A 22,125-nucleotide genomic window follows, 5' to 3' on the forward strand; every position below is an offset into this window, starting at 1 on the left:
GAGAGAGAGATGCCGCCAATGCTTGGCTTGCTGAAACGGTTTTGGGTGGCAGCGATAGTGGTCATCGCCCTGCTGGCCGCGGTGGCTGTGGTCGGCCGGCTTCGAACGTTCTTCGACTCCGACAAGCCCTATCACGCCGCCGCGATGCCGGCAGACGCCATCAAGCCCATCAACACCAAGCGGGTGACCTATGAGATCGTCGGTCCCGCAGAGGCCTCCGGGCGAATAAGCTACCTCGACGTCAACGGCAAGACGATAGAGGCGGCCTTCACCGCGCTGCCCTGGTCGGTGACGGTGAGCACCACCGACCCCGGCGTGCTGGCCAATGTGGTCGCCCAAGGTAACACCGACGCATTGGGCTGCCGCATCCTGGTCGACGACAAAGTCGTCGCCGAGAACTTCGCCAACGGTCGTGATGCGCAAGCCTTCTGTCTGGACAAAGCCGCATGAGCGCGCACGTCGCCGGGCCGGGCCGGGCCACTCGCACGCGCATCCCCCGCACCATCCGGGCACTCGCCGTCCCGATCATCCTGATCTGGGTGGCCGCCACCGCAGCCGTGAATCTGCTTGTCCCCCAAGTCGAGAAGGTCGGCATGGCCAACGCCGTGTCGATGTCACCGCAGGACGCGCCCGCGGTGATCGCCGCCAAGCGGATGGGGCAGAAGTTTCAGGAGTCCACGTCGGACAGCATCGCCATGGTGGTGCTCGTCGGCGATCAACCCCTGGGCGACGTGGCGCACCGCTACTACGAGACCCTCGTCGAGAAGTTCAATGCCGACTCCAAGCACGTCGAGCACGTTCAGGACTTCTGGGGCGACATGATCACCGCCGCGGGCGTCCAGAGCAGTGACGGCAAGGCCGCCTACGTCCAGCTGAACCTGGCCGGCGACCAGGGCAGCACCGAAGGCAACCACTCGGTGGATGCTGTGCGCAGGATCATCGACCAAACCCCGCCTCCCGCAGGGCTACACGCCTACGTCACCGGGCCCGCGCCGCTGACCACTGATTCACTCGAAGCCAGTGACCGCGGAATGATCAAGATGACCGTGGTGACGATGATCGTCATCACGATCATGCTGGCCTTGGTCTACCGATCGGTGAGCACCGTGCTGCTCATATTGGCGATCGTCGGCATCGAGATGGGTGCCGCCCGCGGCGCGGTCGCGGTGATCGGCCACCTCGGAATCATGGACTTCTCGACGTTCTCGGTACCGCTGATGACAGCACTGTCCATCGCGGCGGGCACCGACTACGCGATCTTCCTGATCGGTCGATACCACGAAGCGCGACAAAATGGCGAGGATCCGGAATCGGCCTATTACAGCGCATTCCACGGTGTCGGCCACGTCATCCTCGGCTCCGGACTGACCATCGCGGGCGCCATGCTGACGTTGCGGCTGACCCGGCTGTCCTACTTCAACTCGCTGGCATACCCGTCGGCCATGGCCCTGATCATCGTCGTCGCCGCCGCATTGACCGTCGCCCCGGCCATCCTGGTCGTCGCCAGTCGATTCGGTCTGCTCGATCCCAAGCGGATGATGAAGACCAGGGGGTGGCGCAAGGTCGGCACCGCAACAGTCCGCTGGCCCAAACCCATTCTCGCCGCGGCAACCAGCATCGTGCTGCTCGGCCTGCTGGCCATGATCGGCTACAAGACGAGCTACGACGACCGTCGCTACATTCCCTCGGACGTGCCGGCCAACGTCGGGTACACGGCAGCCGAAAAACACTTCAGCACAGCGCGACTCAACCCCGACATCATGACCGTCGAGTCTGACCACGACATGCGCAACCCGACCGACATGATCGTGCTCGACCGGATCGCGAAGGCGCTGTTCAGGATCAAAGGCATCGCGATGGTGCAGAGCATCACCCGGCCACTGGGCTCCCCCATCGCCCACAGCTCCATCCCCTATCAGATCAGCATGTCGTCGGTACCGATCACCCAGAACCTGCAGTTCTTGAAGCAGCGCGTCGGTGACATCAGCAAGATGAGTGACGACATGGGCGCGATGATCGGCTCGATGACGCAGCTACAGGCGTTGATGGTGAAGTTCTCCGACGCCATGCACACCACCGTCGGTTCCGGCAACGGCATGGTGGAATCGGCCCACCGCAGCGTCGCCGACATGGACACCATGAAGGCCACGCTGGACCAGATGCGGGATAACATCGCCAATTTCGACGACGAGGTGCGGCCGTTCCGCAACTACTTCTACTGGGAGCCAAACTGTTTCAACATCCCAGCCTGCTTTGCGGTGCGCTCGGCGTTCGACGCCATGGACGGCGTCAACACATTCAGCGACAACATGGCGTCGCTGCAGACCGACATGACCGCGATGGTCGACGGGATGGACAAGATGGTCAAGGGCATGAACAACATCGACGCGCTGGTGCCGCAGATGGTGCAGCAGTTCGGCCCGATCATCGCGACCGCCACGACGATGCAGCACACGCTGCAGACCATCCACAGCAGCTTCGACGGGTTGATCCAGCAGATGCAGCAGATGACCGACACGGCCACCGCGATGGGTGAGGCGTTCGACGCATCCAAGAGCGACGACTACTTCTACCTGCCGCCTGAGGTGTTCGCCAACCCCGACTTCCAGAAGGGGCTCAAGCTATTCCTCTCACCGGACGGCAAAGCGGCCCGGCTGATCGTCACCCACGACGTGAATCCCGCATCGGAAGCCGGCATCTCGGTGGTCGACGACCAGCTGACCGCAGCGCACGAGGCGATCAAGGGCACCGCGCTGGCCAATGCGGACGTGTACCTGACCGGCACCGCGGCCACCTACCGCGACGTGCAGGCGGGAGCCAAGTACGACACCATGATCGCCGCGTTCGCCGCTCTGACCCTGATCTTCATCGTGATGCTGATCATCACGCGCGCACTGGTGGCGTCGATGGTGATCGTCGGGACGGTGGTGATCTCGCTGGGTGCCGCTTTCGGGCTGTCGGTCTTCATCTTCGAGCGGATCGTGGGCATCGAATTGAACTGGATCGTGCTGGCGTTCGCGGTGATCATCCTGATGGCCGTCGGCAGCGACTACAACCTGCTGCTGGTGTCGCGGTTCAAGGAGGAGATCGGCGCGGGTATCAACACCGGCATCATCCGGTCGATGGGCAGTACCGGCACCGTGGTGACCGCCGCCGGACTGGTGTTCGCCTTCACGATGGGTTCGATGATCTCCGGCGACTTGCTCAACGTCGGTCAGGGCGGGATGACGATCGGGATCGGCCTGTTGCTCGACACGTTGATCGTGCGGTCCTTGATGACACCGTCGATCGCCGCGATCCTCGGGCCCTGGTTCTGGTGGCCGCTGCGGGTGCGCCAACGGCCGGCCTACAGCGAGCGGATGCGCACGGTCCCGCCACAACAGGACATCACGGCCGGACCCGAAGGTGACACCGAGGTGCTCGCCCCGGCTTAACCCTCCCCGGCTTCGGCCTCGGCGAGTTCACGCTTCCACTGTTTGAATGTCTCTTCGGTGCGGCCGCGCCGCCAGTAGCCGGAGATGGAGGCCCACTTGGCGTCGACGCCGCGCTCCTTGCGAATGTAGGGGCGCAGGTTGTGCATGACGGCTTGGGCTTCACCGTGGATGAAGACCTGGACCTGGCCCGGTAGCCACAAGGTGGTGGTGACGGCCTGGATGAGCGGCGCGTTGTCACCGGCCCGGTCGTCGCCCACGAGGTCGGCGCGCCCGCCGCGGTAGATCCAGTTGATGGCGACGGACTCCGGTGCGTTGAGCTCGACTTCGTCCTCGGGTCCGGCGACCTCGATGAAGGCCTTGCCAACAGCGTTGGGCGGCAACGCTTCCAGGGCAGCGCTGATGGCGGGGAGTCCCGCCTCGTCGCCGGCGAACAGATGCCAGTCGGCTGCCGGGTCGGGTGCGTACGCCCCGCCGGGCCCCATCAGGTAGACGGTGTCGCCGGGTTCGGCGGCCGCCGCCCACGGTCCGGCCACGCCGTGCTCACCATGGACCACGAAGTCGACGGTGATCTGACGAGCCTGCGGGTCGACGCGCCGCACGGTGTAGGTGCGTACGGTGGGCTGCTGTTCGGGCGGGAAGTCAGTGAAGCTGTCCAGCGTCAGCGGGTGCGGCAGCGACGCGACGTCGATGTCGTCGCGAACGAAGACGAACTTGACGTACGAGTCGGTGAACTCACCGGGCGTGAACGTGTCGAACCCGGTCCCGCCGAGGACGACGCGCACCATGTGCGGCGCCAGCTGCTCGGTACTGACGACCTGAAATGTGTGTAGTGGTCGACCCGCCACATCGCCTCCCGACGAAAATCGATAGCCAACCGGCTCGACTATACGTTTCGAGGGGGTGTTCCGGCCGTCTACATCGTCAGGCCGGCCTGCGCACCAGCCGCCAGCAGCCGTCCTCACGGCGGGCCAGCCCCGCGATCTCCAGCATCGCCAGCGGACCGAGCACTGCGGTCGGCGCCAGCCCGGACGCCACCGCGATCTCATCGGCGCTGCGCACCCCACGCGCCGGCAGTGCCTCGTACACCTGCTTCTCGGGGTCGCTCAGGCCATCGAGCGGTCCAACCGGATGCGGCTCCTCGTCGGCGAATTCTCCTGCCCGACCGACCAATTCGACGACATCTTCGGCTCGCGTCACCAGCTCGGCACCGTTGCGCAGCAGCACATGACATCCCATCGACGACGCCGACGTCACCGGACCGGGCACCGCACACACCACCCGGCCGAGCGCCCGCGCCCACGCGGCGGTGTTCGCCGCCCCGCTGCGGACACCGGCCTCCACCACCACGGTGGCCGTACCCAGCGCCGCCACCAGCCGATTGCGGGTCAGGAAACGGTGCCGGGCGGGCCGTACACCCGGTGGGTACTCGGTGAGCAGGAGGCCGGAAGTACCGATCCGGTGCAGCAGCGACGAATGGCCGGCCGGATACAGCACGTCGACGCCGCCGGCCAGCACCGCAACCGTCTGCCCATCCGCCGCCAGCGCGGCACGGTGCGCCACCCCGTCGACGCCGTAGGCGCCGCCGGAGACCACCGTGACGTCCTGCTCGGCAAGCCCCGCGGCCAGGTCGGCGGCGACGTGCTCGCCATACCCGGAGGCCGCCCGCGTTCCCACGATGGCCGCGGCCCGCTCCGCGACGTCGTCGAGCCGGGCCGGGCCGATCGCCCAGAGTGCGACCGGTGGCCGGCCGTGCGGCTTCTCCCGCACCGCGGATCCGGAGAAGGCCGCGAACGCCAGGGTCGGCCATTCGTCGTCGTCGGGGGTGATGAGTCGGCCGCCGCGACGCTCGAGCAGAGCCAGGTCCGCCTCGGCTGCATCGATGTCGCGGCGCGCGGCGGTGCGTTCCCGTAACGCATCACTGACCTCGCCTCCGGCGACCCGGTGGGCCGCCTCGACGGGGCCGACGTCGCCGATCAGCCCGGCGATCTCGTCGCAGGGCGGTTCGGCGACCCTGGACAGATACGCCCATGCCAGAGTCTTGGCGTAGTCCGTCATGGCTTTGCTCCTCCCTGACGGAAGCTCAGTGCCACCGCCACATCGTCGACGTTCGGTGTGATGCGTCCGGCCAAGTCCGCCAGCGTCCAGGCGACCCGCAGTGAGCGGTCGACGCCCCGGATGCTCAGCACCCCGCGCTCCAGTGCGATCTTCAGCGGCTCCATCGCGGTGGCGTCGAGCCGGAACTTCCGGCGCAGCACCGACCCGGTGACTTCGGCGTTGGTGGCGAAACCGTATCGGCGCCATCGTTCGGCGGCCGCCCCGCGCGCCTGAGCAACCCGATCCCGCACGGCAGCAGTGGGTTCCGCGGCATCGGGTGCGAAGGCACCGGCGCGCACCATGTGCATTTCGACCCGCAGGTCCACCCGATCCATCAGCGGTCCGGACAGCTTGCCGAGATAGCGGCGCTTCTCCGGCGACGTGCAGATGCAGTCTTTCGGGTCGGTTTGCGCACAGGCGCATGGGTTGGCCGCCATCACGAGCTGGAACCGCGCCGGGTAGCACGCCACCCCGTCGCGGCGGGCAAGCCGAATCTCGCCGTCTTCCAATGGCGTTCGTAGTGACTCGAGGACGCTGACCCGAATCTCGGCGCATTCGTCGAGGAAAAGCACACCACGATGAGCGCGACTGACCGCACCGGGCCGCGCCATGCCTGAGCCCCCACCGACCAACGCGGCCACACTGGACGAGTGATGCGGCGCGATGAACGGCGGACGAGTGATCAGTGGGGTGGCCTCGGACAGCATTCCGACCACCGAGTGGATTGCAGTCACCTCCAGCGCCTCACGTTCGGTGAGTTCGGGCAGCAACCCGGGAAGTCGTTGGGCCAGCATGGTTTTCCCTACACCAGGTGGGCCGGTGAGCATCAGGTGGTGCGCGCCGGCGGCGGCGACCTCGACGGCGAACCGGGCATGCGTCTGGCCCACCACGTCAGCCAGGTCGGCAACCGAATCGGCCTGCGGCGCCGGTGTGTCCACGCGGTCGGCGAGGGCGGCCTTTCCCGTCAACCAGCCTTGCAGCTGCCGCAGTGTCTGGGCGCCAAGGACTTCGATGCCATCGACCAGGCTGGCCTCGGCGAGGTTGGCAATCGGCACCACGACCGTGGGCCAGCCTTGCCGCTTGGCCGCCAGGACGGCCGGTAGGACGCCGCGCACCGACCGAATCCGGCCGTCGAGAGCGAGCTCGCCCAGCAGCACCGTCTTCTCCAGCCGATCCCACGGCTTCTTGTGGCTTGCGGAGAGCACCGCGGCGGCGATCGCGATGTCGTACAGCGAGCCGGCCTTGGCCAACGTTGCCGGCGACAGCGCCAAGGTCAGTCGCGACATCGGCCACTCGTTGCCGCAGTTGGTGATCGCCGCGCGCACCCGATCTCGGGACTCGCGCAGCGCGGCATCGGGCAGCCCCACCAGGTACACCCCGGGAAGCCCCGCGGTGATATCGGCCTCGATCTCGACGATCTCGCCATCGAGGCCCCGCACCGCGACCGAGTAAGCGCGCCCCAGCGCCATCAACCGACCCCACGCAGATGGATGATCTCCGGTGTGCGCCGGCGACCGATGCGTACCCCGATCACGTCGATGCGAACCGCGGCCCAACTCCGGTCTTGGCCGGCCAGCCAGATCCCGACCAGCCGGCGGATCCGCCGCACCTTGGCCGGGGTGACGGCGTACTCCACACCGCCGAACCCGTCACCGGTGCGGGTCTTCACCTCGACGAACACCAGCGTGCCATCGGGGGCCGCCGCGATCACGTCGAGTTCGCCGTAGCGGCAGCGCCAATTGCGAACCAGGATCCGCACACCCAGCGACTCCAGATGCTCGGTCGCCAGCTGCTCCCCCAGCGCACCGAGTTGGTTGCGCGTGAACGTCGTCATGCCAGCAGCGTCGGTGATCCGACCGACAACGGAAGACGGTCGAGAACCGAATCACCGCGAAAAGGACTTACCTATCCCCAGATCCGCGCTCATCCACAGGCTGTCCCCTCGCTGAGTTCGAGCGCCTGCTCGCCGACCCGAGTTGGGGCCGCTTGCACCGCGCTGCCATCAGTCGGGGTAGGCCCTGCGCAGCGCCTCGATGACGACTGCCACCGACGGCGATGGCCTGCCCGGCAACCGCGCCACCAGGATCCGGCGACGTTCCGGGGATGCGCCCTCGACACGTACCAAGCGGACGCCTTCCGGCAGCACCTCGGCGAGCGAGGGCGAGACGGTCGTCACTCCGCAGCCCGCGGCCACCAGCTGCAATTTGGTCAGCCAGTCGCGCGCCGAATGTGCGATACGCGGCCGGCCCGCCAGGCCCGGCCACACGCCCATCAGGGACTCGTCCCTGGAGGAGGGACTGGCCACCCAGTCCACATCGCCGAGTTCGGCCACACTCACCGCATCGCGACCCGCGAAGCGCCCGTAGGCCGGAACCGCCAATTCCAAGGTCGACTCCCCCAGCCGCTCGGTCACCACGGCCGGTAGCTCGGTATCCGGGGCGGCATAGGGCGGCCGCAGTGCGATCACCGCGAGGTCCAATGCACCCGCCCGCAGCGCACGCACCAACGACGGCGTCGTCCCTTCCCTGGTGGTCAGCCGTATGTCCGGACGCCGGTCCCGCAGTGCCTGCACGGCGCGCGGCAGCAGCACGGCGCCGGCGCTGAGGAACGCACCTACTCGGACCTCGTGCACGTCGGGCAGTGTCCCGTCCAGTTCGGCTTCCGCAGCGGCTATCGCATCCAGAACGACGCGTGCGTGACGCAGCAGGATCAAACCGGCGGAGGTCAGGCGCACACCGTCACGATTCCTCTCGAAGACCATCACACCGGTCTCGCGTTCGAGCCCGGCGACCTGCCGGGACACCGCCGACTGCGTGTAGCCGAGAGACTGTCCGGCGGCGGTGAAGGTTCCGCGCTCGGCGACCGCGCACAGCACCCGCAGCCCGGTCAATGACGGATCCATGAGGAAACGTCATATCACATGTGCTGAACAGTCGTAGCCGTCATGCAATGGGCCTGCGGTTGAACGCGGTTGCACAGTGCGACGAAAGGAGCAGCACATGAAAGCCGCCCTACTGGAGGCGTTCGGATGGCCCGAGCCGCCCCTGAACATCACCGAGGTCCAGGATCCCTCGATCGGCACCGGGGAGGTGCTCGTCGACGTCCTGGCGACCTGCGTCGCGCCTTACGCGGCCGAGGTCTTCAGCGGCGCACGGCGTTACCCTCTGGAACCGCCGGTCATCTCAGGTGTCGGGGGTATCGGGCGAGTCGTCGCCGCTGGCCCCGACGCCACGCGACTCGCTCCCGGAGACCTCGTTTGGTGCGATTCCACAGTGCGCTCGCGCGACGACGCGGTTGCACCGGACATCACCCTGCAGGGCTGGAGTTCGGCGGGCGAGGGAGGACTCAGGTTGTCCCGCCACTTTCACGATGGCCCCTTCGCCGAACGCATGGCTGTGCCGACCGAAAACGCTGTCGCGCTCGGACGCGTTGCGGCGGAGGATCTTCCGCGATGGACGGCGCTTGGCATTCTCCTCGTGCCCTATGGCGGTCTTCTGGCCGCCGGTTTGCAGGCCGGCGAGACGGTGCTCATCAGCGGCGCCACCGGCAACTTCGGCAGCGCCGGTGTGGCCGTCGCGTTGGCGATGGGGGCCGCGGCCGTGGTGTGTCCGGGCCGCAATGCGGCGGTACTCGCAGACCTCGAGCGGATCTTTGGTGACCGTGTCCGGACCGTGAGGCTCACAGGCGCAGCCGATGTCGATACCGCGGCGATGCGGGCCGCAGCGCCCGATGCCGTAGACGTCGTCCTCGACCTGCTGCCGCCGAGTGCGGGCACCGCACCCGTGCGTGCGGCGGCGATGGCGGTACGGCCGTATGGCCGCGTCATTCTCATGGGCGGGGTCGGGATGCTCGGAGGCGAAGACCTTGCGCTGCCTTACCCGTGGTTGATGCGCAACTCGATCACGTTGCGGGGACAGTGGATGTACCCGCGCACGGCCAATCATCGTCTCATCCAGCTCATCCGGAGCGGCTTACTCGACCTCGGCCATGAACGGGTGACCACTTTCGGGCTCGACCGGGCCAACGAGGCCGTCGCACACGCGGCAGCCCACCCGGGCCCCTTCGACCGGACGGTGCTCATGCCCCACAACAGCTGCACCAAGGGGAGTTGAACAGGGGACATCGGACTGTGCAGCCGACGTCGCTGCCGGATGTGGAGACTGCACCGACATCTGCTGGGCTGATGACAATCTCGGCTACCATATCCATACCCTGCTCGCACCGCGCGTGAAACACGTTCTCTTGCAAGCGGGCGACGACTGCTCAGCTGAGGGCTCAACCCCCAACCGAACTCGTGTAGCAGCCTGAGCAGGTTCAGAAGAAGCAGAGTTGGGCTCGCGGAGCGGGCGAATTGTCGACTCAGCGACCTAGTGCTGCACCACCGTGTAGCCGAGATCCTCCAGGATGCCGAGTTCGACCGGACTCAGCACGTGAGTCTCCGGTCCGTCGGTGGCTTCGTTGCCGGAGTTCATCACTTTTCTGTTCTCGTTGGTGAAGACGTGTCCGTTAAGATGAGCGATGTTACTGACGCTCCACGGGCTATCGGTCAACAAAGGCACCGGTTTGCCGTCGTAGGCCGCCATCGCGTTCGGCCCGCCGAAGAACAGGCCGCCGTCACCGCCGGTCAGATTCGGTTCGAACGCGGTGTTGAAGGTGAAGTCGTCGTTCATCACCTTCGTCCCCTGGGCATCGACGACAAACTCGTCGAATACCGGGTGGTTCGTCACCGGCGCCGAACCAGGGCCCTGAATGTTGGTATCGAAGCCCAGCGTGTGCCCCATCTCGTGCATGATCACCGCCTTGAAGTCGGCCTGGTCCGGGGTGACGCTGTCGCCCAACGCCCAGTCGGCCTTCCAGTTGATGTCGATATCGCCGTCGGGCTCGTCGCCGTTGGCGTCCTCACCGGTGATCAGCTTCTGTTGAACCACGGTTCGGAAGTAGCCGGGTGACTCGAGGTTCACCCGATCGCTGGAAGCCTGCGCGAGATTGTCGGGATTCTCATCAGTTCCGAGTTTGTAGGTGATGGTGACGGGTTTGGGCGCCACGATGTCGGCGACGAGGGCATTCGCGGCCTCGTGCAGTGCGGCTTTGGCCTCATCGGTCCAGTGCGGATCTCCAGGTGGGTACATGAAATCGACGGTGATGGCATTTCCCTCGCCTTGCTTCGCGCGCGCGACTTTGGCCGGCGTGGACTGCGCAACGCTCACCGCCGCCGTTGACTGCGACGCCTGCGGCTGCGGCTGCGCAGATGAACATCCTGAGGCGATTGCGCACACCGCGGCACTCGCCGCCCCGACTCGCAGCCAGACCAACGCAGCAACCAATTCCCCTGGCCTTTCACCCTGTGCCGCAGCGCTGTTTGGTGATGACCACCGCGCGCAGCGAACCCCATGAGAGGCTACAGGCAGAACGAGATCGGCGCGTCAGATCAGCTCGATCGCGTCGGCGATAGACGGCAACACCCGCGCCGGCCGGAACGGGTAGCGCTCGATGTCCTCGACCGTCGTCGAACCGGTAAGCACGAGAATCGTTTCCAGCCCGGCCTCGATCCCGGCCACCACGTCGGTGTCCATCCGGTCACCGACCATGACCGTGCTCTCCGAATGGGCCTCGATCCGGTTCAGCGCACTGCGGAACATCATCGGGTTGGGCTTGCCCACGAAATACGGTTCACGCCCGGTCGCCTTGGTGATCATTGCGGCCACCGACCCCGTCGCCGGCAGCGGCCCCTCCGCCGAGGGCCCGGTGACGTCGGGGTTGGTGGCGATAAACCGGGCGCCCTGGCCGATCAGCCGGACCGCCTTGGTGATCGCCTCGAAGGAGTAGGTGCGCGTCTCGCCGAGCACCACGAAGTCCGGACCGGTATCGGTCAGCGTGTAGCCCGCCTCGTGCAGTGCGGTTGTCAGCCCCGCCTCGCCGATCACATACGCCGACCCGCCCGGCAACTGATCATTCAGAAAGGCCGCGGTGGCCAGCGCCGAGGTCCAGATCGCCGACTCCGGCACGTCGAGCCCCGAGCGCGCCAGCCGCGCCGCGAGGTCACGCGGGGTGTATATCGAGTTGTTGGTCAGCACCAGGAATCGTCGCCGCTTTTCGATCAGGCACTGCAGGAACTCGGCGGCCCCCGGTAGCGCGTGATCCTCGCGGACCAGGACGCCGTCCATATCGGTCAGCCAGCACTGCGGTGTCGCGCGCACGGTCCTCCCTTCGGGGACGTTGTGTCCATCAGTGTTCCCCGCCGACGGATGACAGATACCGTGATCGAGCAGGACCGTCATGATGCGATGTGTGCGGTCTGCTGGTGTTGTACTATTCGCCCTGCTCCCGGGTAGGTCCGGGTGAACGTCGCGACCGGCGTTGTCCGCAGGGTTTCGTCCACCATGACACTCGGAACGCTCTGGCGAACAGATGATTCCGGCCCGAACAGGACACTCCAGTCCACCGAGCCGTTGCCGTCGGAATGCGCGACCAGAACGGTGTCCCGCGCCGACATCTGGTCCAGCAGTGTTTCGAGCGCATAGTCTGGTTCGGCCAGCACGACAACCGGTTCGGCGCCCATCGCGGCCAGCCGCACCACTTCCTCGCGCAGCCCGGTCCGCTCGGTCAGCAGAATCTGCAGCAGCATCCGATCGCTGGACGTATCCCTATGCACCGCACCGACTTTGGTGCGCACACAAATGCCGCCCACCGAACCCTCGATGTGCTCGACGATCGGCGGCAGGGCGCGACGGTCCACGTGCAGCCGGGCTGACAGGCAGGTCCGGTAGGACGCACGGGCCTCGGCCATCGTGTTGGCTCCGCCCGCGCAGCCACTGGGAACGCCGCGGAAGGTCAGCTGAGGTTGCTGGTCGGGGTCGTGGCGAAAGATCACGTGTTCGGCCATCAGATCACCTCCTGGCAGGCGGCCCGCTGCCCGACGACAATCGTGACACGTTGCCGCGCAGGCAGATACAGATCCACACACACCGGCGCCCGCCGCTTCAAGAGAAATGCCAGCATGACGCGGATCATGAGGACACCGCTACAGATCGACGCTGCAGAGCAACCGAGACGCTCAGCACCACCAGCCCGACGACCGCCAGCCCCGCCCCCGCGGCGGCCGGTGCTGTGTAGCCATATCCCGCAGCGATCACCAGTCCGCCGATCCACGCCCCCGAAGCGTTGGCGATGTTCAAGGCCGAATGGTTCAGCGCGGCGGCCAGCGTCTGCGCCTCAGCGGCGACGTCCATCAGCCGGGTTTGCAACGCGGGTGCGATCGCGGCTCCGCCGGCACCGATGCCGAACAGCAGCACCATCGCGGTGAACGGGTTGTGCGCACCTGCCACGAAAGCCGCGAGCACCAGCGCTAGGGCAGTCATCGACACGTACAGACCGCGGATCACCGACCGGTCCGCCATCCGGCCGCCGGCCAGATTGCCGACCACCATGCCCGCACCGAACACCATCAGCCCCAACGGAACCCACGAGCGGGAAACACCGGTCACGTCGGTAAGCGTCGTTGCGATGTAGGTGTAGACGGCGAACATGCCGCCGAAGCCCACCATGCCGATCGCCAGTGCGAGCCAGACCTGCGGACGTCGCAGCGCGCCGAGTTCGGCACGGGTACTGGTGCTGCTGGTCGCGGTCAAATCGGGAAGCCACACCCAGATCGCAGCCAACGTCACCAGTCCGACGACCACGACAAGCACGAACGCGCTTCGCCACCCGAGCAATTGCCCGAGCCAGGACGCCAGCGGCACTCCGATCACGGTCGCCACGGTCAGGCCGGTCATCACTTGCGCGACAGCCTTGGCCCGCCGTTCGGGCCCGAGCAATTGCGCAGCCACCAGTGCCGCGACACCGAAGAATGCGCCGTGCGGAAGGCCCGCGAGGAAGCGGGCGGCGATCAGGACTCCGTAGCTCGGCGCCAGCACGGTCAACACGTTGCCGACGGCGAACAACGCCATCAGAGCCATCAACACGACCTTGCGATTGAATTTCGCGGTCAGCGCGGCGATGACCGGCGCACCGACCACGACGCCGAGCGCGTAGGCGGAGATGATGTGGCCCGCGGTCGGCTCAGAGATCCGCAGGCCGCCGGCGATCTCGGGCAACAGGCCCATCGCGACGAATTCGTTGGTACCGATGCCGAAGGAACCGAGCGCCAGGGCAAGAATGCCCAGCCCAGTTCTGGTCGGGCAGAGCGCGGGAGACGCCGCCGGTGCGGCGGGTCGGAGCGTGAGGGTCACGGGTGCTATCGACTTTCTGTGCGGTGGCGGATGCTGCCGCGGTGCAGCGCTCGGTCCCTATCCGCCGAGCCTACCGCCACTTAAACCACACAACCAACCGACTTTTGCCTAAATTCGTTCAAAGTGATGGGTGTCTCCATTGCTTTGCGTCACCGATTGAACTTGGTTCAATGGAAAGATGCCGGTAACCAGGCGTTCCGCTGCCCCCGCGACAACGGGGGATGTTTTCGCGCTGATACGTGCCGGTACCGCCACCACCCGAACCGAGGTCCGGGAGCTGACCGGCCTGTCCCGAACGGCGGTCGGCAGCCGCATCGCGGCTCTGGCCCGCCGCGGGCTGGTCTCCGAGGGCGAGGAGGGACCGTCGACCGGCGGTCGCCCGCCGGCGCTGGTGCGGTTCAACGCCGAAGCGGGTGTGGTCCTGTCGGCGGCGATCGGCCGCAGCCGCACCCGGCTCGCGGTGTGCAACCTGGCCGGCGACATCCACGCCCTGGCCGATATGGACTCCGAGATTCGCCTCGGACCCGATGATCTGATGCCCGACCTGGTCAAGCGCCTCGAAGTCCTGCTCGACGAGAGCGGCCGGCCCGCGGGCGATGTGCTCGGCGTCGGGGTGTCGCTACCCGGCACGGTCGACCAGGAGCGCGGCTGCAGCCTGGCGTCGCCGGTGATGAGCGGTTGGGACGGCGTTCCGCTGGAGCCGTACTTCCGGAAGCTGACGGCGGCGCCGATCGTGCTCGACAACGACACCAACGTCCAGGCGCTCTCGGAACGACGCGGGCCCTTGAGAATTCACGACAACCTGCTGCTGATCAAGGCGTCCACCGGCCTCGGCGCGGGGATCGTGTGCGGCGGTGTACTCCAGCGCGGCGCTGTCGGCGCGGCCGGAGAGTTCGGCCACAACAAGACGGTCGCGGCCGCGGGCATGCCGTGCCGATGCGGCGACACCGGCTGCCTGGAGGCGATCGCCGGTGGATGGGCCGTGGTGCGCACACTGCAGGAGCAGGGCCGGCAGGTCCACCACATCCGCGACGTCGTCGAACTGGCCAACCACGGCGACGGCGAGGCGCGGCGACTGCTGCGGGAAAGTGGCCGCCACGTGGGTGAAGTGATCGCCGCCGCGGTGAACCTGCTCAACCCCGAGGTTCTCGTCGTCGGCGGTGACATGTCCGGCGCATACGACGTGTTTGTCGCCGGGTTGCGAGAAACGTTGTACGGCAACGCAACCGCACTGGCTACCCGGCACCTTCAGGTGGTCCCGTCCACGTACGGAGACCGGGCAGGCAACATCGGCAGCGCGATGCTGGTGTTGGAGAAGATCTTGTCGCCCGGCGCCATCGACACATCGCTGCGCTGACAAAAGCTAGCGCTGCACCACCGTGTAGCCCAGGTCTTCCAGGATGCCGAGTTCGACCGGGCTCAGGGTCCGCACTTCCGCGCCGTCACCGTCGTCGCCGGGGTTCATCATCTTCTTGTTCTCGCCGGTGAAGACGTGGCCATTCAGGTGCGCGATGTTACTGGTACTCCACGTGGGGTCGGTCAGCAGAGGCACCGGTTTACCGTCGTAGGCCGCCATCGCGTGCGGGCCGCCGAAGAACAGACCGCCGTCACCGCCGGTGAGGTTGGGTTCGAACGCGGTGTTGAACGTGTAGTCGTCGTTGATCACCTTCGCCCCGTCGGCGTTGACGACGAAGCTGTCGAACGTCGGGTGGTTCTTCGTCGGTGCGGAACCCGGGGCCGAGATGCCGGTGTCGAAGCCCAGCGTGTGCACCAACTCGTGCATGATCGTCGCCTTGAAGTCGTCCTGGCTCGGGGTGCCGGCGTCGTCGCCCCCCTTGGCGACGTCATCACCCAACGCCCAGTTGGCGTTCCAGTTCACGTCGATATCACCGTCGGGCTTATCGCCGTTGGCGTCCTCGCCGGTGATCAGCTTCTGCTGCACCACCGTGCGGAAGTAGCCAGCTGATTCGTCGTCGACCCGGTCGCTGCTCGCCTGCGCCAGGTGGTTGGGCTCGTTGTCGTCCGCGATCTTGTAGGTGAGGGTGACCGGTTTGGGAGCCACGATGTATGCGGCGATGGCGTTGGCGGCGTCGTTCAGTGACGCTTTGGCTTCATCGGTCCAGTGTTGATCCCCGTCGGGGTAGATGAAGTCGAAGGTGATGGCGTTGCCGCTGCCCTCTTTGAGGCGGGCGGGCTTGTCCGGGCCGGCCGCCGCGACACTCGAGGCCGCTGAAGTCTCGGCCGCTGTCGGCTGCGCCTGCGGCTGATTCGACGAACATCCCGACACGACGGCACCGATGGCCGCACCTGCTGCCCCGACCCGCAACCATGCGTTGGCAGCAGCCATGTTCCCCCGATCTCGTCGATGAGTCGCACCACCGCGGCGCCACCGCGAGCTGCGAACTACCGAGAAAGCGTACGTCAGCAATTGACGACGAGAAGGCGATTCCGATAAAGACACGCGTCAGCGACGTCCGATGCACAGGCAAATACGTTGCGCTGGAGCAGATATCGGGAGGGCCTGCGTCAATTACCTCAAGCCGGCGAATGAGGCGGCCACGGCGTGCGCAAACATGACGCGCCGATCCCGACCTATTCGGGCAGCCGCAGCTCGGGCTTCTCGACCTCTTCGATGTTGACGTCCTTGAACGTGATCACCCGGACCTGCTTGACGAATCGTGCCGGACGGTACATGTCCCACACCCACGCATCGGACAGGCGCAGCTCGAAGTAGACCTCACCGTCGGTGTTGCGCGGCACCAACTCCACGCTGTTGGCCAGGTAGAAGCGGCGCTCGGTCTCCACGACGTAGCTGAACTGCCCCACGATGTCCTTGTATTCGCGGTACAGCGAGAGCTCCATCTCGGTCTCGTATTTTTCGAGATCTTCGGCACTCATCGGTTCAGCTGTCCTCTTTGTCTTGTCGTGGTGCTGTCCATCTTGACTCACACCTGATCGTCGCGCTGCGGGGGTGGGCACTCCATCACCATCTCGGTACCACCGGAACGTGCCACCCGCCGGACATTGATGTAGGAAAACCGGTGCTGACGGCACGGCCCCAGGTCGGTCAGCGCCGCACTGTGCGCCGGGGTGCTGTACCCCTTGTGGTCGGCGAAGCCGTAGCCGGGATGCTCGTCATCCATGGCCACCATCAGCCGATCGCGGCTGACCTTCGCCAGCACACTGGCCGCGGCGATACAGGCCGCCGCTGCGTCCCCGCCGATCACCGGTAACGACGGCATCGGCAGTCCCGGCACCCGGAACCCGTCGGACAACACATAGCCCGGCCGTACCGACAGCCCCGCCACCGCACGCCGCATCCCCTCGATGTTGGCCACGTGCACGCCGCGACGGTCGACTTCGGGGGCCGGGATGAACACCACGTGATACGCCAGCGCGTAGCGCCTGATGATCGGGAACAGTTCCTCGCGAGCCTTCTCGGTGAGCTTCTTGGAGTCGTCAAGGGCCGCCAGGCTCTCCATCCGGTTGGGCCCCAGCACGCAGGCCGCCACCACGAGCGGGCCCGCACACGCGCCTCGGCCCACTTCATCGACCCCGGCTACCGGCCCCAAACCGCTTCTATACAAAGCCGATTCGAGCGTTCGCAGACCCGATGATTTGCGAATCACCGTCCGCGGCGGCCATGTCATCGCCGGCACAGATCAACCCTGCTGTGGGTCGAACGAGGACACACCACCCCACCGAGACGGCGGCCACGCGATGAACCGCGCCTTGCCGATGACGTTGCTCACCGGCACGGTGCCGGCCATCGGATCGCCGGTGCAGAGAATGCCCTTTTGCGCATCGGCGGGGGTGCTGGTGCAGTGTGCGCGGGAGTCCGCCGAATGAGTGCGGTTGTCACCCATCACCCACAACCGGCCGTCGGGCACCTTCACCGGACCGAACTCGTTGCCCAGGCACGGGTAGACGGCAGGATCGGCCATCATCGTCTGGGCGTTGAGGTACGGCTCGGTGAGCGGCTTGCCGTCGACGGTCAGTCCGGTGTCCGCACGGCATTGCACCGTCTGGCCTCCGGTGGCGATGACACGCTTGACCAAGTCGTTCTCGTCGGGCGGCACGAAACCGACCACCGACAAGGCGTTCTCGATGTAGCGCACCGCGGCGTTGCTGGATCGGATGGACTTGTATCCGACGTTCCAGTTCGGCGGGCCCTTGAAGACGATGACGTCACCCGGCCGCGGGTCCCCGAACCGATAGGTGACCTTGTCGACCATGATCCGGTCGCCGACGCAGCCGGGGCAGCCGTGCAGCGTCGGTTCCATCGATTCGGAGGGAATCAGGTACGGCCGCGCGATGAACGTCAGCATCACGTAGTACAGGACTATCGCGATGGCGACGAGGGTCGCGCCTTCGCGCAGCGCCGACTTCTTCTTTTCGCCGGTGTCCGGGTCCTTTGCCCCGGTCTCCGGGGCCGCGTCGGCGGGACTGTCGTCCACCCCGTCCGTCGCGGTGAGGTTGTCCGGCGTGGAATCGTTCGAGCCCGTGTTGTCGGTCACGTCGTCAGCGTAGTCAGACCGGCTGATCGGTCAGCGACTCCCACAGTCGAAGCTCAGCGCTTTTCCTTGATCTTGGCCTTCTTGCCCCGCAGCTCGCGCAGGTAGTACAGCTTGGCGCGCCGCACGTCGCCGCGGGTCAGCACCTCGATGTGGTCGATGTTGGGCGAATGCACCGGGAAGGTGCGCTCGACACCGACGCCGTAGCTTTCCTTGCGCACGGTGAAGGTCTCGCGAATGCCACCGCCCGAACGGCGGAGCACAACGCCCTTGAAGACCTGAACGCGCTGCTTGTTGCCCTCGATGACCTTCACGTGGACATTGATGGTGTCCCCGGGGCTGAAGGTCGGGATATCGTCGCGCAGCGACGCCTGGTCGACGAAGTCCAGCGTGTTCATCGGTGACACTTCCTTGCGGTTCGCGGCGCAGCCACCTGCCTGCGCGGAAAGCGCTGGCGATCGCCGGGCCGATGGATTCGGGCACGTGATGTTTGGCGCAGCAGGCGGAAAAGTCCCAGCCCGCGCGGCAACTGCTCAATTGTGCCAGATGCACCGCGAGCAGTGAAATCGCACGACCCGCCGAGGCGCCGCCGATGTGTCGACGAACTGAACACGCGGTGTAGAAAAGGTACCGTTAACCTGGACCAAGATCGGGCGGCAACGCGGCACCCCGGAGCTCAGTGTTCCACCGGTTTCCGAGGAGATGGACATGCGACGGCATCTGTCGATGCTGGTCACCGGCACCGCGGCGGCAGTGATAGGCGTTCTGGTAGCCGCCTCCTCCGCTCAGGTGAACGCCGGCCCGAGCGACCCAGCGGCCCGCCCGGTGAACCTGCTGTCCGCTGATCCGAACGCCATCGCGCAGGCCCCCGCCCTCGGTCCGCTGCCCGACGTGCCGCCTGACGCCTCGACCAGTCTGGATTTACGCGCCAAAGAAGCGACCTCCGAGGCCGCGCAGGACGGCGCGGACATCAGTTTCACCTTGCTCGACCGCACCACCGGACGGGTCCTCAAGGGCGGTGACGACGCTCCCTTCCCGGTGGCGTCGGTGAGCAAACTGTTCATCGCCGACGATCTACTGCTGCAGGTGGCCAAAGGCCAGCGCCAGCTCACCACGGACGAGCAGCAGTCCTTCGACGCCATGTTGCGGTCCTCCGACGACAGCGCCGCCGAAGTGTTCTGGGGCGAGGGCGGCGGCAGCGCGATCATCAGCAGGGTCACCGCGCGATACGGGCTGACCTCGACCAGCGTGCCGTATGACGGGAACTGGTGGAACACCATGAGCACCACCGCCGACCTGGTGCGGTACTACGACATGCTGCTCGACGGTGCAGGCGGCCTGCCCGCCTCGCAGGCCTCGGTCATCCTCGGCGACCTGTCGGCGTCCACCCCCACCGGTGTCGACGGCTACCCGCAGCGGTTCGGCATCCCCGACGGGCTGTTCGCGGAACCCGTTGCGGTCAAGCAGGGTTGGATGTGCTGCTGGAACGGCGGCAACTGGCTGCACATGTCTACCGGGGTGATCGGACCGGATCGGCGTTTCGTGCTTGCCATGGCCTCACTGCAGCCGGTTGACGACGCGACCGCGCGCAACACGATGACCCAAGCCGTCAAGACGATGTTCCCCAGCGGGCGGATCTGACTGCGCCCCGCCGTCAACGACGCGGCGGTCCCGGCGGCGGCTGACGGAATTCAGCCCGAGCACGGAATGGCCGTGTCGGTTCATTGCCGACGGTCGCTGCCACCGCGGTCGCGTTCGCCATCGGGCTGGCGAGCCGCGTCGTCGGCGCGGTCGGGCTGGCGGCGCGGCGCGGTCCGAGCACCAACGGGCGGGTTGCCTGGGCACTCTCGTCGTCGTTCTGTTCGAGCACACTGCGGGCGATCCGCTCGATCGCGCCCTGCACCTGCATGCGGTCGGGGCGGCCCTCGAATGCAGGCGACCGGGTGAGCGTGTCGGTGATCCAGCTCGCGAGCATGTTGCGGGCGTGATTCACTTCCGCGGCGCCGGCCGGGGTGAGCCAGAGCTGATCGCCGCTGCGCTGGGCGTAGCCGTTCGCGACCAGCCGGTCGAACGTCGGCTCGAGGATCTCGACCGGCACCCGGTGATGGGCGGCCACGGCACTGAGGTCCGCTGTGCCGGCCACCTGCGCATGCCGGTAAATCCGCAACGCGGCCCACATCAACGGGACGTCGAGGCGGGTGCCCCCCGCCCGGGCCAGGGCGGGCAGATGCTGCCCGCGGCTTTCGCGCAGCAATCGACTGACGGCCACCTCCAGCACCTTCTCCGCCGGTTCGGTGGTGGGCATACCGAAACCCTCGCCGAGGTCGGTGCTGCCGGTGGCGGCCGCGTCGCGCAGCGGCACCTGCTTGAGGAACAGCGCCAGCACGAACCCGACGATCGCCACCGGCGCCGCGAACAAGAACACCTTGCTCAGCGAGTCTGCGTAGGCGTCGACGATCGGGGCAGCCGCTGCGGGCGAGAGCTTGTGCAGCGCCTGCGGTGACTGCGCGACCTCGGGAGAAACACCGCTGGCGGCCAGGGCCGAAGGCAGCCGGTCGGCCAGGAAATTACTGAACAGCGAGCCGAAGATCGCAGCGCCGAACGAACTACCGATGGTGCGGAAGAACGTGACACCCGAGGTGGCCACGCCCAGGTCGGTGAAGTCGACGGTGTTCTGCACGGTCAGGATCAGAACCTGCATGCTCAGCCCGATCCCGGCACCCAGGACCAGCAGGTCCAGAGACTGGACGAGCGTCGAGGTGTGCGCGTCCATCAGCGACAGCAGGATGAAGCCGACCGCCATCGTCGCGGTGCCCGCGATCGGAAAGATCTTGTAGCGCCCGGTGCGGCCGACGATCACGCCACTGGTCAGCGACGTGGCCAGCAGGCCGGCGACCATCGGCAGGGTGTGCAGGCCGGAGACGGTCGCCGACACCCCGTCGACGAATTGCATGTAGGTCGGCAGGAACGTCAGCGCCCCGAGCATCGCGAATCCGACGACGAACGACAGCACGCAGCACACCGTGAACACCGGATCGGCGAACAGCCGGATCGGCAAAATCGGCTCGGCCGCCCGCTTTTCGACGAACACGAAGGCCACCAGGATCGCCACGGAGCCGACGAACAGTCCGATGATCGTCGGCGAACCCCACGGATACGTGGTGCCACCCCAGCTTGTCGCAAGGGTCAGACCGGCCGCGCCTAGACCCACCAGAACGATGCCCGGATAGTCGATGACCGGCCGGGCGGTACGACCCAGCGCCGGAATCGCCACCGCCGCCACCGCGAGCACCACCACCGCGACGGGCACGTTGACCCAGAACGCCCACCGCCATCCGAGGTGGTCGGTGAACAGCCCGCCCAGCAGCGGGCCCACCACCGTGGTGACGCCGAACACGGCACCCAGCGCGCCCTGGTAGCGGCCCCGTTCGCGCAGCGGTATCACTTCACCGATGACCGCGACCGCGGTGACGGTGATGGCTCCGCCGCCGATGCCCTGCAGGGCGCGCGAGGCGACCAGCATCGACATCGATCCGGCCAAGCCACACAGCACCGAGCCGGCGAGGAAGAACAGCACGGCGGCTTGAAAAACCGGTTTGCGGCCGAATGTGTCACCGAGCTTGCCGACGACCGCGGTCACAATCGTCGACGCCAGCAGGTAGCTGGTGACGACCCATGACTGGTGACCAGCACCCCCGAGGTCGGCGACGACCGTGGGCAGTGCGGTCGCGACGATGGTCTGGTCGAGGGCGGCCAGCAGCATGCCGAGCACCACAGCGAGGAAGACGAAGTTGCGCTGCCGGCCCGTCACCTGCGCAGCCGCCGGTGCTGGCGGAGCGCCGGTGGATGGACGAG

Annotated in this window: 21 protein-coding genes; 6 read left to right on the forward strand and 15 right to left on the reverse strand. The window is 66.8% G+C overall.

Annotated features, from left to right (window positions below; genetic code table 11):
* The first annotated feature begins 45 nt into the window (after positions 1 to 45).
* Both Y900_RS03375 and Y900_RS03380 read left to right on the forward strand, forming a co-directional pair.
* On the forward strand, positions 46 to 450 hold the full coding sequence (locus tag Y900_RS03375; protein ID WP_237752494.1) for an MmpS family transport accessory protein: 405 nt from the start codon (positions 46 to 48) through the stop codon (positions 448 to 450).
* Positions 447 to 3,434: an MMPL/RND family transporter gene (locus Y900_RS03380; RefSeq protein WP_051659859.1), complete on the forward strand. Its 2,988-nt coding sequence runs from the start codon at positions 447 to 449 to the stop codon at positions 3,432 to 3,434. Before Y900_RS03375 ends, Y900_RS03380 begins: the two co-directional genes overlap by 4 nt.
* On the opposite strand, the gene Y900_RS03385 is transcribed toward Y900_RS03380, so the two are convergent.
* The 5 genes from Y900_RS03385 to Y900_RS03405 all read right to left on the reverse strand — a co-directional run bounded on the left by Y900_RS03385 (position 3,431) and on the right by Y900_RS03405 (position 8,430).
* Positions 3,431 to 4,279 carry a siderophore-interacting protein gene (locus Y900_RS03385; RefSeq protein ID WP_036339015.1) on the reverse strand — a complete coding sequence of 283 codons (849 nt, stop codon included), beginning with the start codon at positions 4,277 to 4,279 and terminating at the stop codon, positions 3,431 to 3,433. The two genes, Y900_RS03380 and Y900_RS03385, sit on opposite strands and share 4 nt — an antisense overlap.
* 76 nt (positions 4,280 to 4,355) lie before the next feature.
* Positions 4,356 to 5,489 carry a DNA-processing protein DprA gene (dprA, locus tag Y900_RS03390; protein ID WP_036339018.1) on the reverse strand — a complete coding sequence of 378 codons (1,134 nt, stop codon included), beginning with the start codon at positions 5,487 to 5,489 and terminating at the stop codon, positions 4,356 to 4,358.
* The gene (locus Y900_RS03395; protein ID WP_036339022.1) at positions 5,486 to 6,997 is read right to left on the reverse strand and encodes a YifB family Mg chelatase-like AAA ATPase; all 1,512 of its coding nucleotides are present in this window, start codon (positions 6,995 to 6,997) and stop codon (positions 5,486 to 5,488) included. Before Y900_RS03395 ends, dprA begins: the two co-directional genes overlap by 4 nt.
* On the reverse strand, positions 6,997 to 7,362 hold the full coding sequence (locus tag Y900_RS03400) for a YraN family protein (RefSeq protein WP_036339025.1): 366 nt from the start codon (positions 7,360 to 7,362) through the stop codon (positions 6,997 to 6,999). Before Y900_RS03400 ends, Y900_RS03395 begins: the two co-directional genes overlap by 1 nt.
* Positions 7,363 to 7,530: 168 nt before the next feature.
* On the reverse strand, positions 7,531 to 8,430 hold the full coding sequence (locus Y900_RS03405; RefSeq protein WP_036339029.1) for a LysR family transcriptional regulator: 900 nt from the start codon (positions 8,428 to 8,430) through the stop codon (positions 7,531 to 7,533).
* A gap of 97 nt (positions 8,431 to 8,527) precedes the next feature.
* Between Y900_RS03405 and Y900_RS03410 the strand changes: the two genes are divergently transcribed.
* Positions 8,528 to 9,640, forward strand: coding sequence for a quinone oxidoreductase family protein (locus Y900_RS03410; RefSeq protein WP_036339032.1), 1,113 nt, complete (start codon positions 8,528 to 8,530; stop codon positions 9,638 to 9,640).
* A gap of 255 nt (positions 9,641 to 9,895) precedes the next feature.
* Here Y900_RS03410 and Y900_RS03415 read toward each other — a convergent pair whose 3' ends face one another.
* Positions 9,896 to 10,657, reverse strand: coding sequence for a matrixin family metalloprotease (locus tag Y900_RS03415; protein ID WP_131536070.1), 762 nt, complete (start codon positions 10,655 to 10,657; stop codon positions 9,896 to 9,898).
* On the opposite strand from Y900_RS03415, the gene Y900_RS32080 reads away from it, so the two are divergent.
* On the forward strand, positions 10,656 to 10,922 hold the full coding sequence (locus Y900_RS32080) for a hypothetical protein (protein ID WP_131536072.1): 267 nt from the start codon (positions 10,656 to 10,658) through the stop codon (positions 10,920 to 10,922). The genes Y900_RS03415 and Y900_RS32080 overlap by 2 nt on opposite strands.
* Before the next feature lie 29 nt (positions 10,923 to 10,951).
* Here the strand turns inward: Y900_RS32080 and Y900_RS03420 are convergent, their stop codons facing one another.
* From Y900_RS03420 to Y900_RS03430, 3 genes are all read right to left on the reverse strand, one after another.
* A complete protein-coding gene (locus Y900_RS03420) occupies positions 10,952 to 11,725 on the reverse strand; it encodes an HAD-IIA family hydrolase (RefSeq protein ID WP_036339036.1) in 774 nt (257 codons plus the stop codon).
* 77 nt (positions 11,726 to 11,802) lie between these two features.
* Positions 11,803 to 12,411 (reverse strand): hypothetical protein, encoded by a 609-nt coding sequence (locus Y900_RS03425; protein ID WP_036339038.1) that lies wholly within the window; start codon positions 12,409 to 12,411, stop codon positions 11,803 to 11,805.
* A gap of 124 nt (positions 12,412 to 12,535) precedes the next feature.
* The gene (locus Y900_RS03430; protein ID WP_036339041.1) at positions 12,536 to 13,756 is read right to left on the reverse strand and encodes an MFS transporter; all 1,221 of its coding nucleotides are present in this window, start codon (positions 13,754 to 13,756) and stop codon (positions 12,536 to 12,538) included.
* 178 nt (positions 13,757 to 13,934) lie between these two features.
* Between Y900_RS03430 and Y900_RS03435 the strand changes: the two genes are divergently transcribed.
* Positions 13,935 to 15,113 (forward strand): ROK family protein, encoded by a 1,179-nt coding sequence (locus Y900_RS03435; protein ID WP_036339044.1) that lies wholly within the window; start codon positions 13,935 to 13,937, stop codon positions 15,111 to 15,113.
* Between the two features lie 6 nt (positions 15,114 to 15,119).
* On the opposite strand, the gene Y900_RS03440 is transcribed toward Y900_RS03435, so the two are convergent.
* The 5 genes from Y900_RS03440 to rplS all read right to left on the reverse strand — a co-directional run bounded on the left by Y900_RS03440 (position 15,120) and on the right by rplS (position 18,668).
* Complete coding sequence (locus Y900_RS03440; protein ID WP_051659861.1) at positions 15,120 to 16,103, reverse strand: hypothetical protein; 984 nt, start codon at positions 16,101 to 16,103, stop codon at positions 15,120 to 15,122.
* Between the two features lie 245 nt (positions 16,104 to 16,348).
* Positions 16,349 to 16,654 carry a DUF2469 domain-containing protein gene (locus Y900_RS03445; protein ID WP_005148868.1) on the reverse strand — a complete coding sequence of 102 codons (306 nt, stop codon included), beginning with the start codon at positions 16,652 to 16,654 and terminating at the stop codon, positions 16,349 to 16,351.
* 47 nt (positions 16,655 to 16,701) lie between these two features.
* The gene (locus Y900_RS03450) at positions 16,702 to 17,415 is read right to left on the reverse strand and encodes a ribonuclease HII (RefSeq protein WP_036339047.1); all 714 of its coding nucleotides are present in this window, start codon (positions 17,413 to 17,415) and stop codon (positions 16,702 to 16,704) included.
* 3 nt (positions 17,416 to 17,418) lie between these two features.
* Entirely contained in the window at positions 17,419 to 18,273 is an 855-nt protein-coding gene (lepB, locus tag Y900_RS03455; RefSeq protein ID WP_036339050.1) for a signal peptidase I, read from the reverse strand.
* Positions 18,274 to 18,326: 53 nt separating this feature from the next.
* Positions 18,327 to 18,668 carry a 50S ribosomal protein L19 gene (gene rplS, locus Y900_RS03460; protein WP_036339053.1) on the reverse strand — a complete coding sequence of 114 codons (342 nt, stop codon included), beginning with the start codon at positions 18,666 to 18,668 and terminating at the stop codon, positions 18,327 to 18,329.
* A gap of 310 nt (positions 18,669 to 18,978) precedes the next feature.
* Between rplS and Y900_RS03465 the strand changes: the two genes are divergently transcribed.
* Positions 18,979 to 19,911, forward strand: coding sequence for a serine hydrolase (locus tag Y900_RS03465; RefSeq protein WP_109751166.1), 933 nt, complete (start codon positions 18,979 to 18,981; stop codon positions 19,909 to 19,911).
* A 13-nt stretch (positions 19,912 to 19,924) separates the two neighbouring features.
* Here Y900_RS03465 and Y900_RS03470 read toward each other — a convergent pair whose 3' ends face one another.
* A complete protein-coding gene (locus tag Y900_RS03470) occupies positions 19,925 to 22,033 on the reverse strand; it encodes an MDR family MFS transporter (protein WP_081845265.1) in 2,109 nt (702 codons plus the stop codon).
* Positions 22,034 to 22,125: the final 92 nt, after the last annotated feature.

Source organism: Mycolicibacterium aromaticivorans JS19b1 = JCM 16368 (assembly GCF_000559085.1).
Lineage (GTDB): Bacteria > Actinomycetota > Actinomycetes > Mycobacteriales > Mycobacteriaceae > Mycobacterium > Mycobacterium aromaticivorans.

Bases quoted from the DNA above. Each gene is read 5' to 3' on its own strand.
- Y900_RS03380 (WP_051659859.1), top strand. From the start codon at position 447: ATGAGCGCGCACGTCGCCGGGCCGGGCCGGGCCACTCGCACGCGCATC.
- dprA (WP_036339018.1), bottom strand. From the start codon at position 5,489: ATGACGGACTACGCCAAGACTCTGGCATGGGCGTATCTGTCCAGGGTC.
- Y900_RS03395 (WP_036339022.1), bottom strand. From the start codon at position 6,997: ATGGCGCTGGGGCGCGCTTACTCGGTCGCGGTGCGGGGCCTCGATGGC.
- Y900_RS03400 (WP_036339025.1), bottom strand. From the start codon at position 7,362: ATGACGACGTTCACGCGCAACCAACTCGGTGCGCTGGGGGAGCAGCTG.
- Y900_RS03405 (WP_036339029.1), bottom strand. From the start codon at position 8,430: ATGGATCCGTCATTGACCGGGCTGCGGGTGCTGTGCGCGGTCGCCGAG.
- Y900_RS03410 (WP_036339032.1), top strand. From the start codon at position 8,528: ATGAAAGCCGCCCTACTGGAGGCGTTCGGATGGCCCGAGCCGCCCCTG.
- Y900_RS32080 (WP_131536072.1), top strand. From the start codon at position 10,656: ATGAAATCGACGGTGATGGCATTTCCCTCGCCTTGCTTCGCGCGCGCG.
- Y900_RS03415 (WP_131536070.1), bottom strand. From the start codon at position 10,657: ATGTACCCACCTGGAGATCCGCACTGGACCGATGAGGCCAAAGCCGCA.
- Y900_RS03425 (WP_036339038.1), bottom strand. From the start codon at position 12,411: ATGGCCGAACACGTGATCTTTCGCCACGACCCCGACCAGCAACCTCAG.
- Y900_RS03435 (WP_036339044.1), top strand. From the start codon at position 13,935: ATGCCGGTAACCAGGCGTTCCGCTGCCCCCGCGACAACGGGGGATGTT.
- Y900_RS03440 (WP_051659861.1), bottom strand. From the start codon at position 16,103: ATGGCTGCTGCCAACGCATGGTTGCGGGTCGGGGCAGCAGGTGCGGCC.
- Y900_RS03445 (WP_005148868.1), bottom strand. From the start codon at position 16,654: ATGAGTGCCGAAGATCTCGAAAAATACGAGACCGAGATGGAGCTCTCG.
- rplS (WP_036339053.1), bottom strand. From the start codon at position 18,668: ATGAACACGCTGGACTTCGTCGACCAGGCGTCGCTGCGCGACGATATC.
- Y900_RS03465 (WP_109751166.1), top strand. From the start codon at position 18,979: ATGCGACGGCATCTGTCGATGCTGGTCACCGGCACCGCGGCGGCAGTG.
- Y900_RS03470 (WP_081845265.1), bottom strand. From the start codon at position 22,033: ATGCTGCTGGCCGCCCTCGACCAGACCATCGTCGCGACCGCACTGCCC.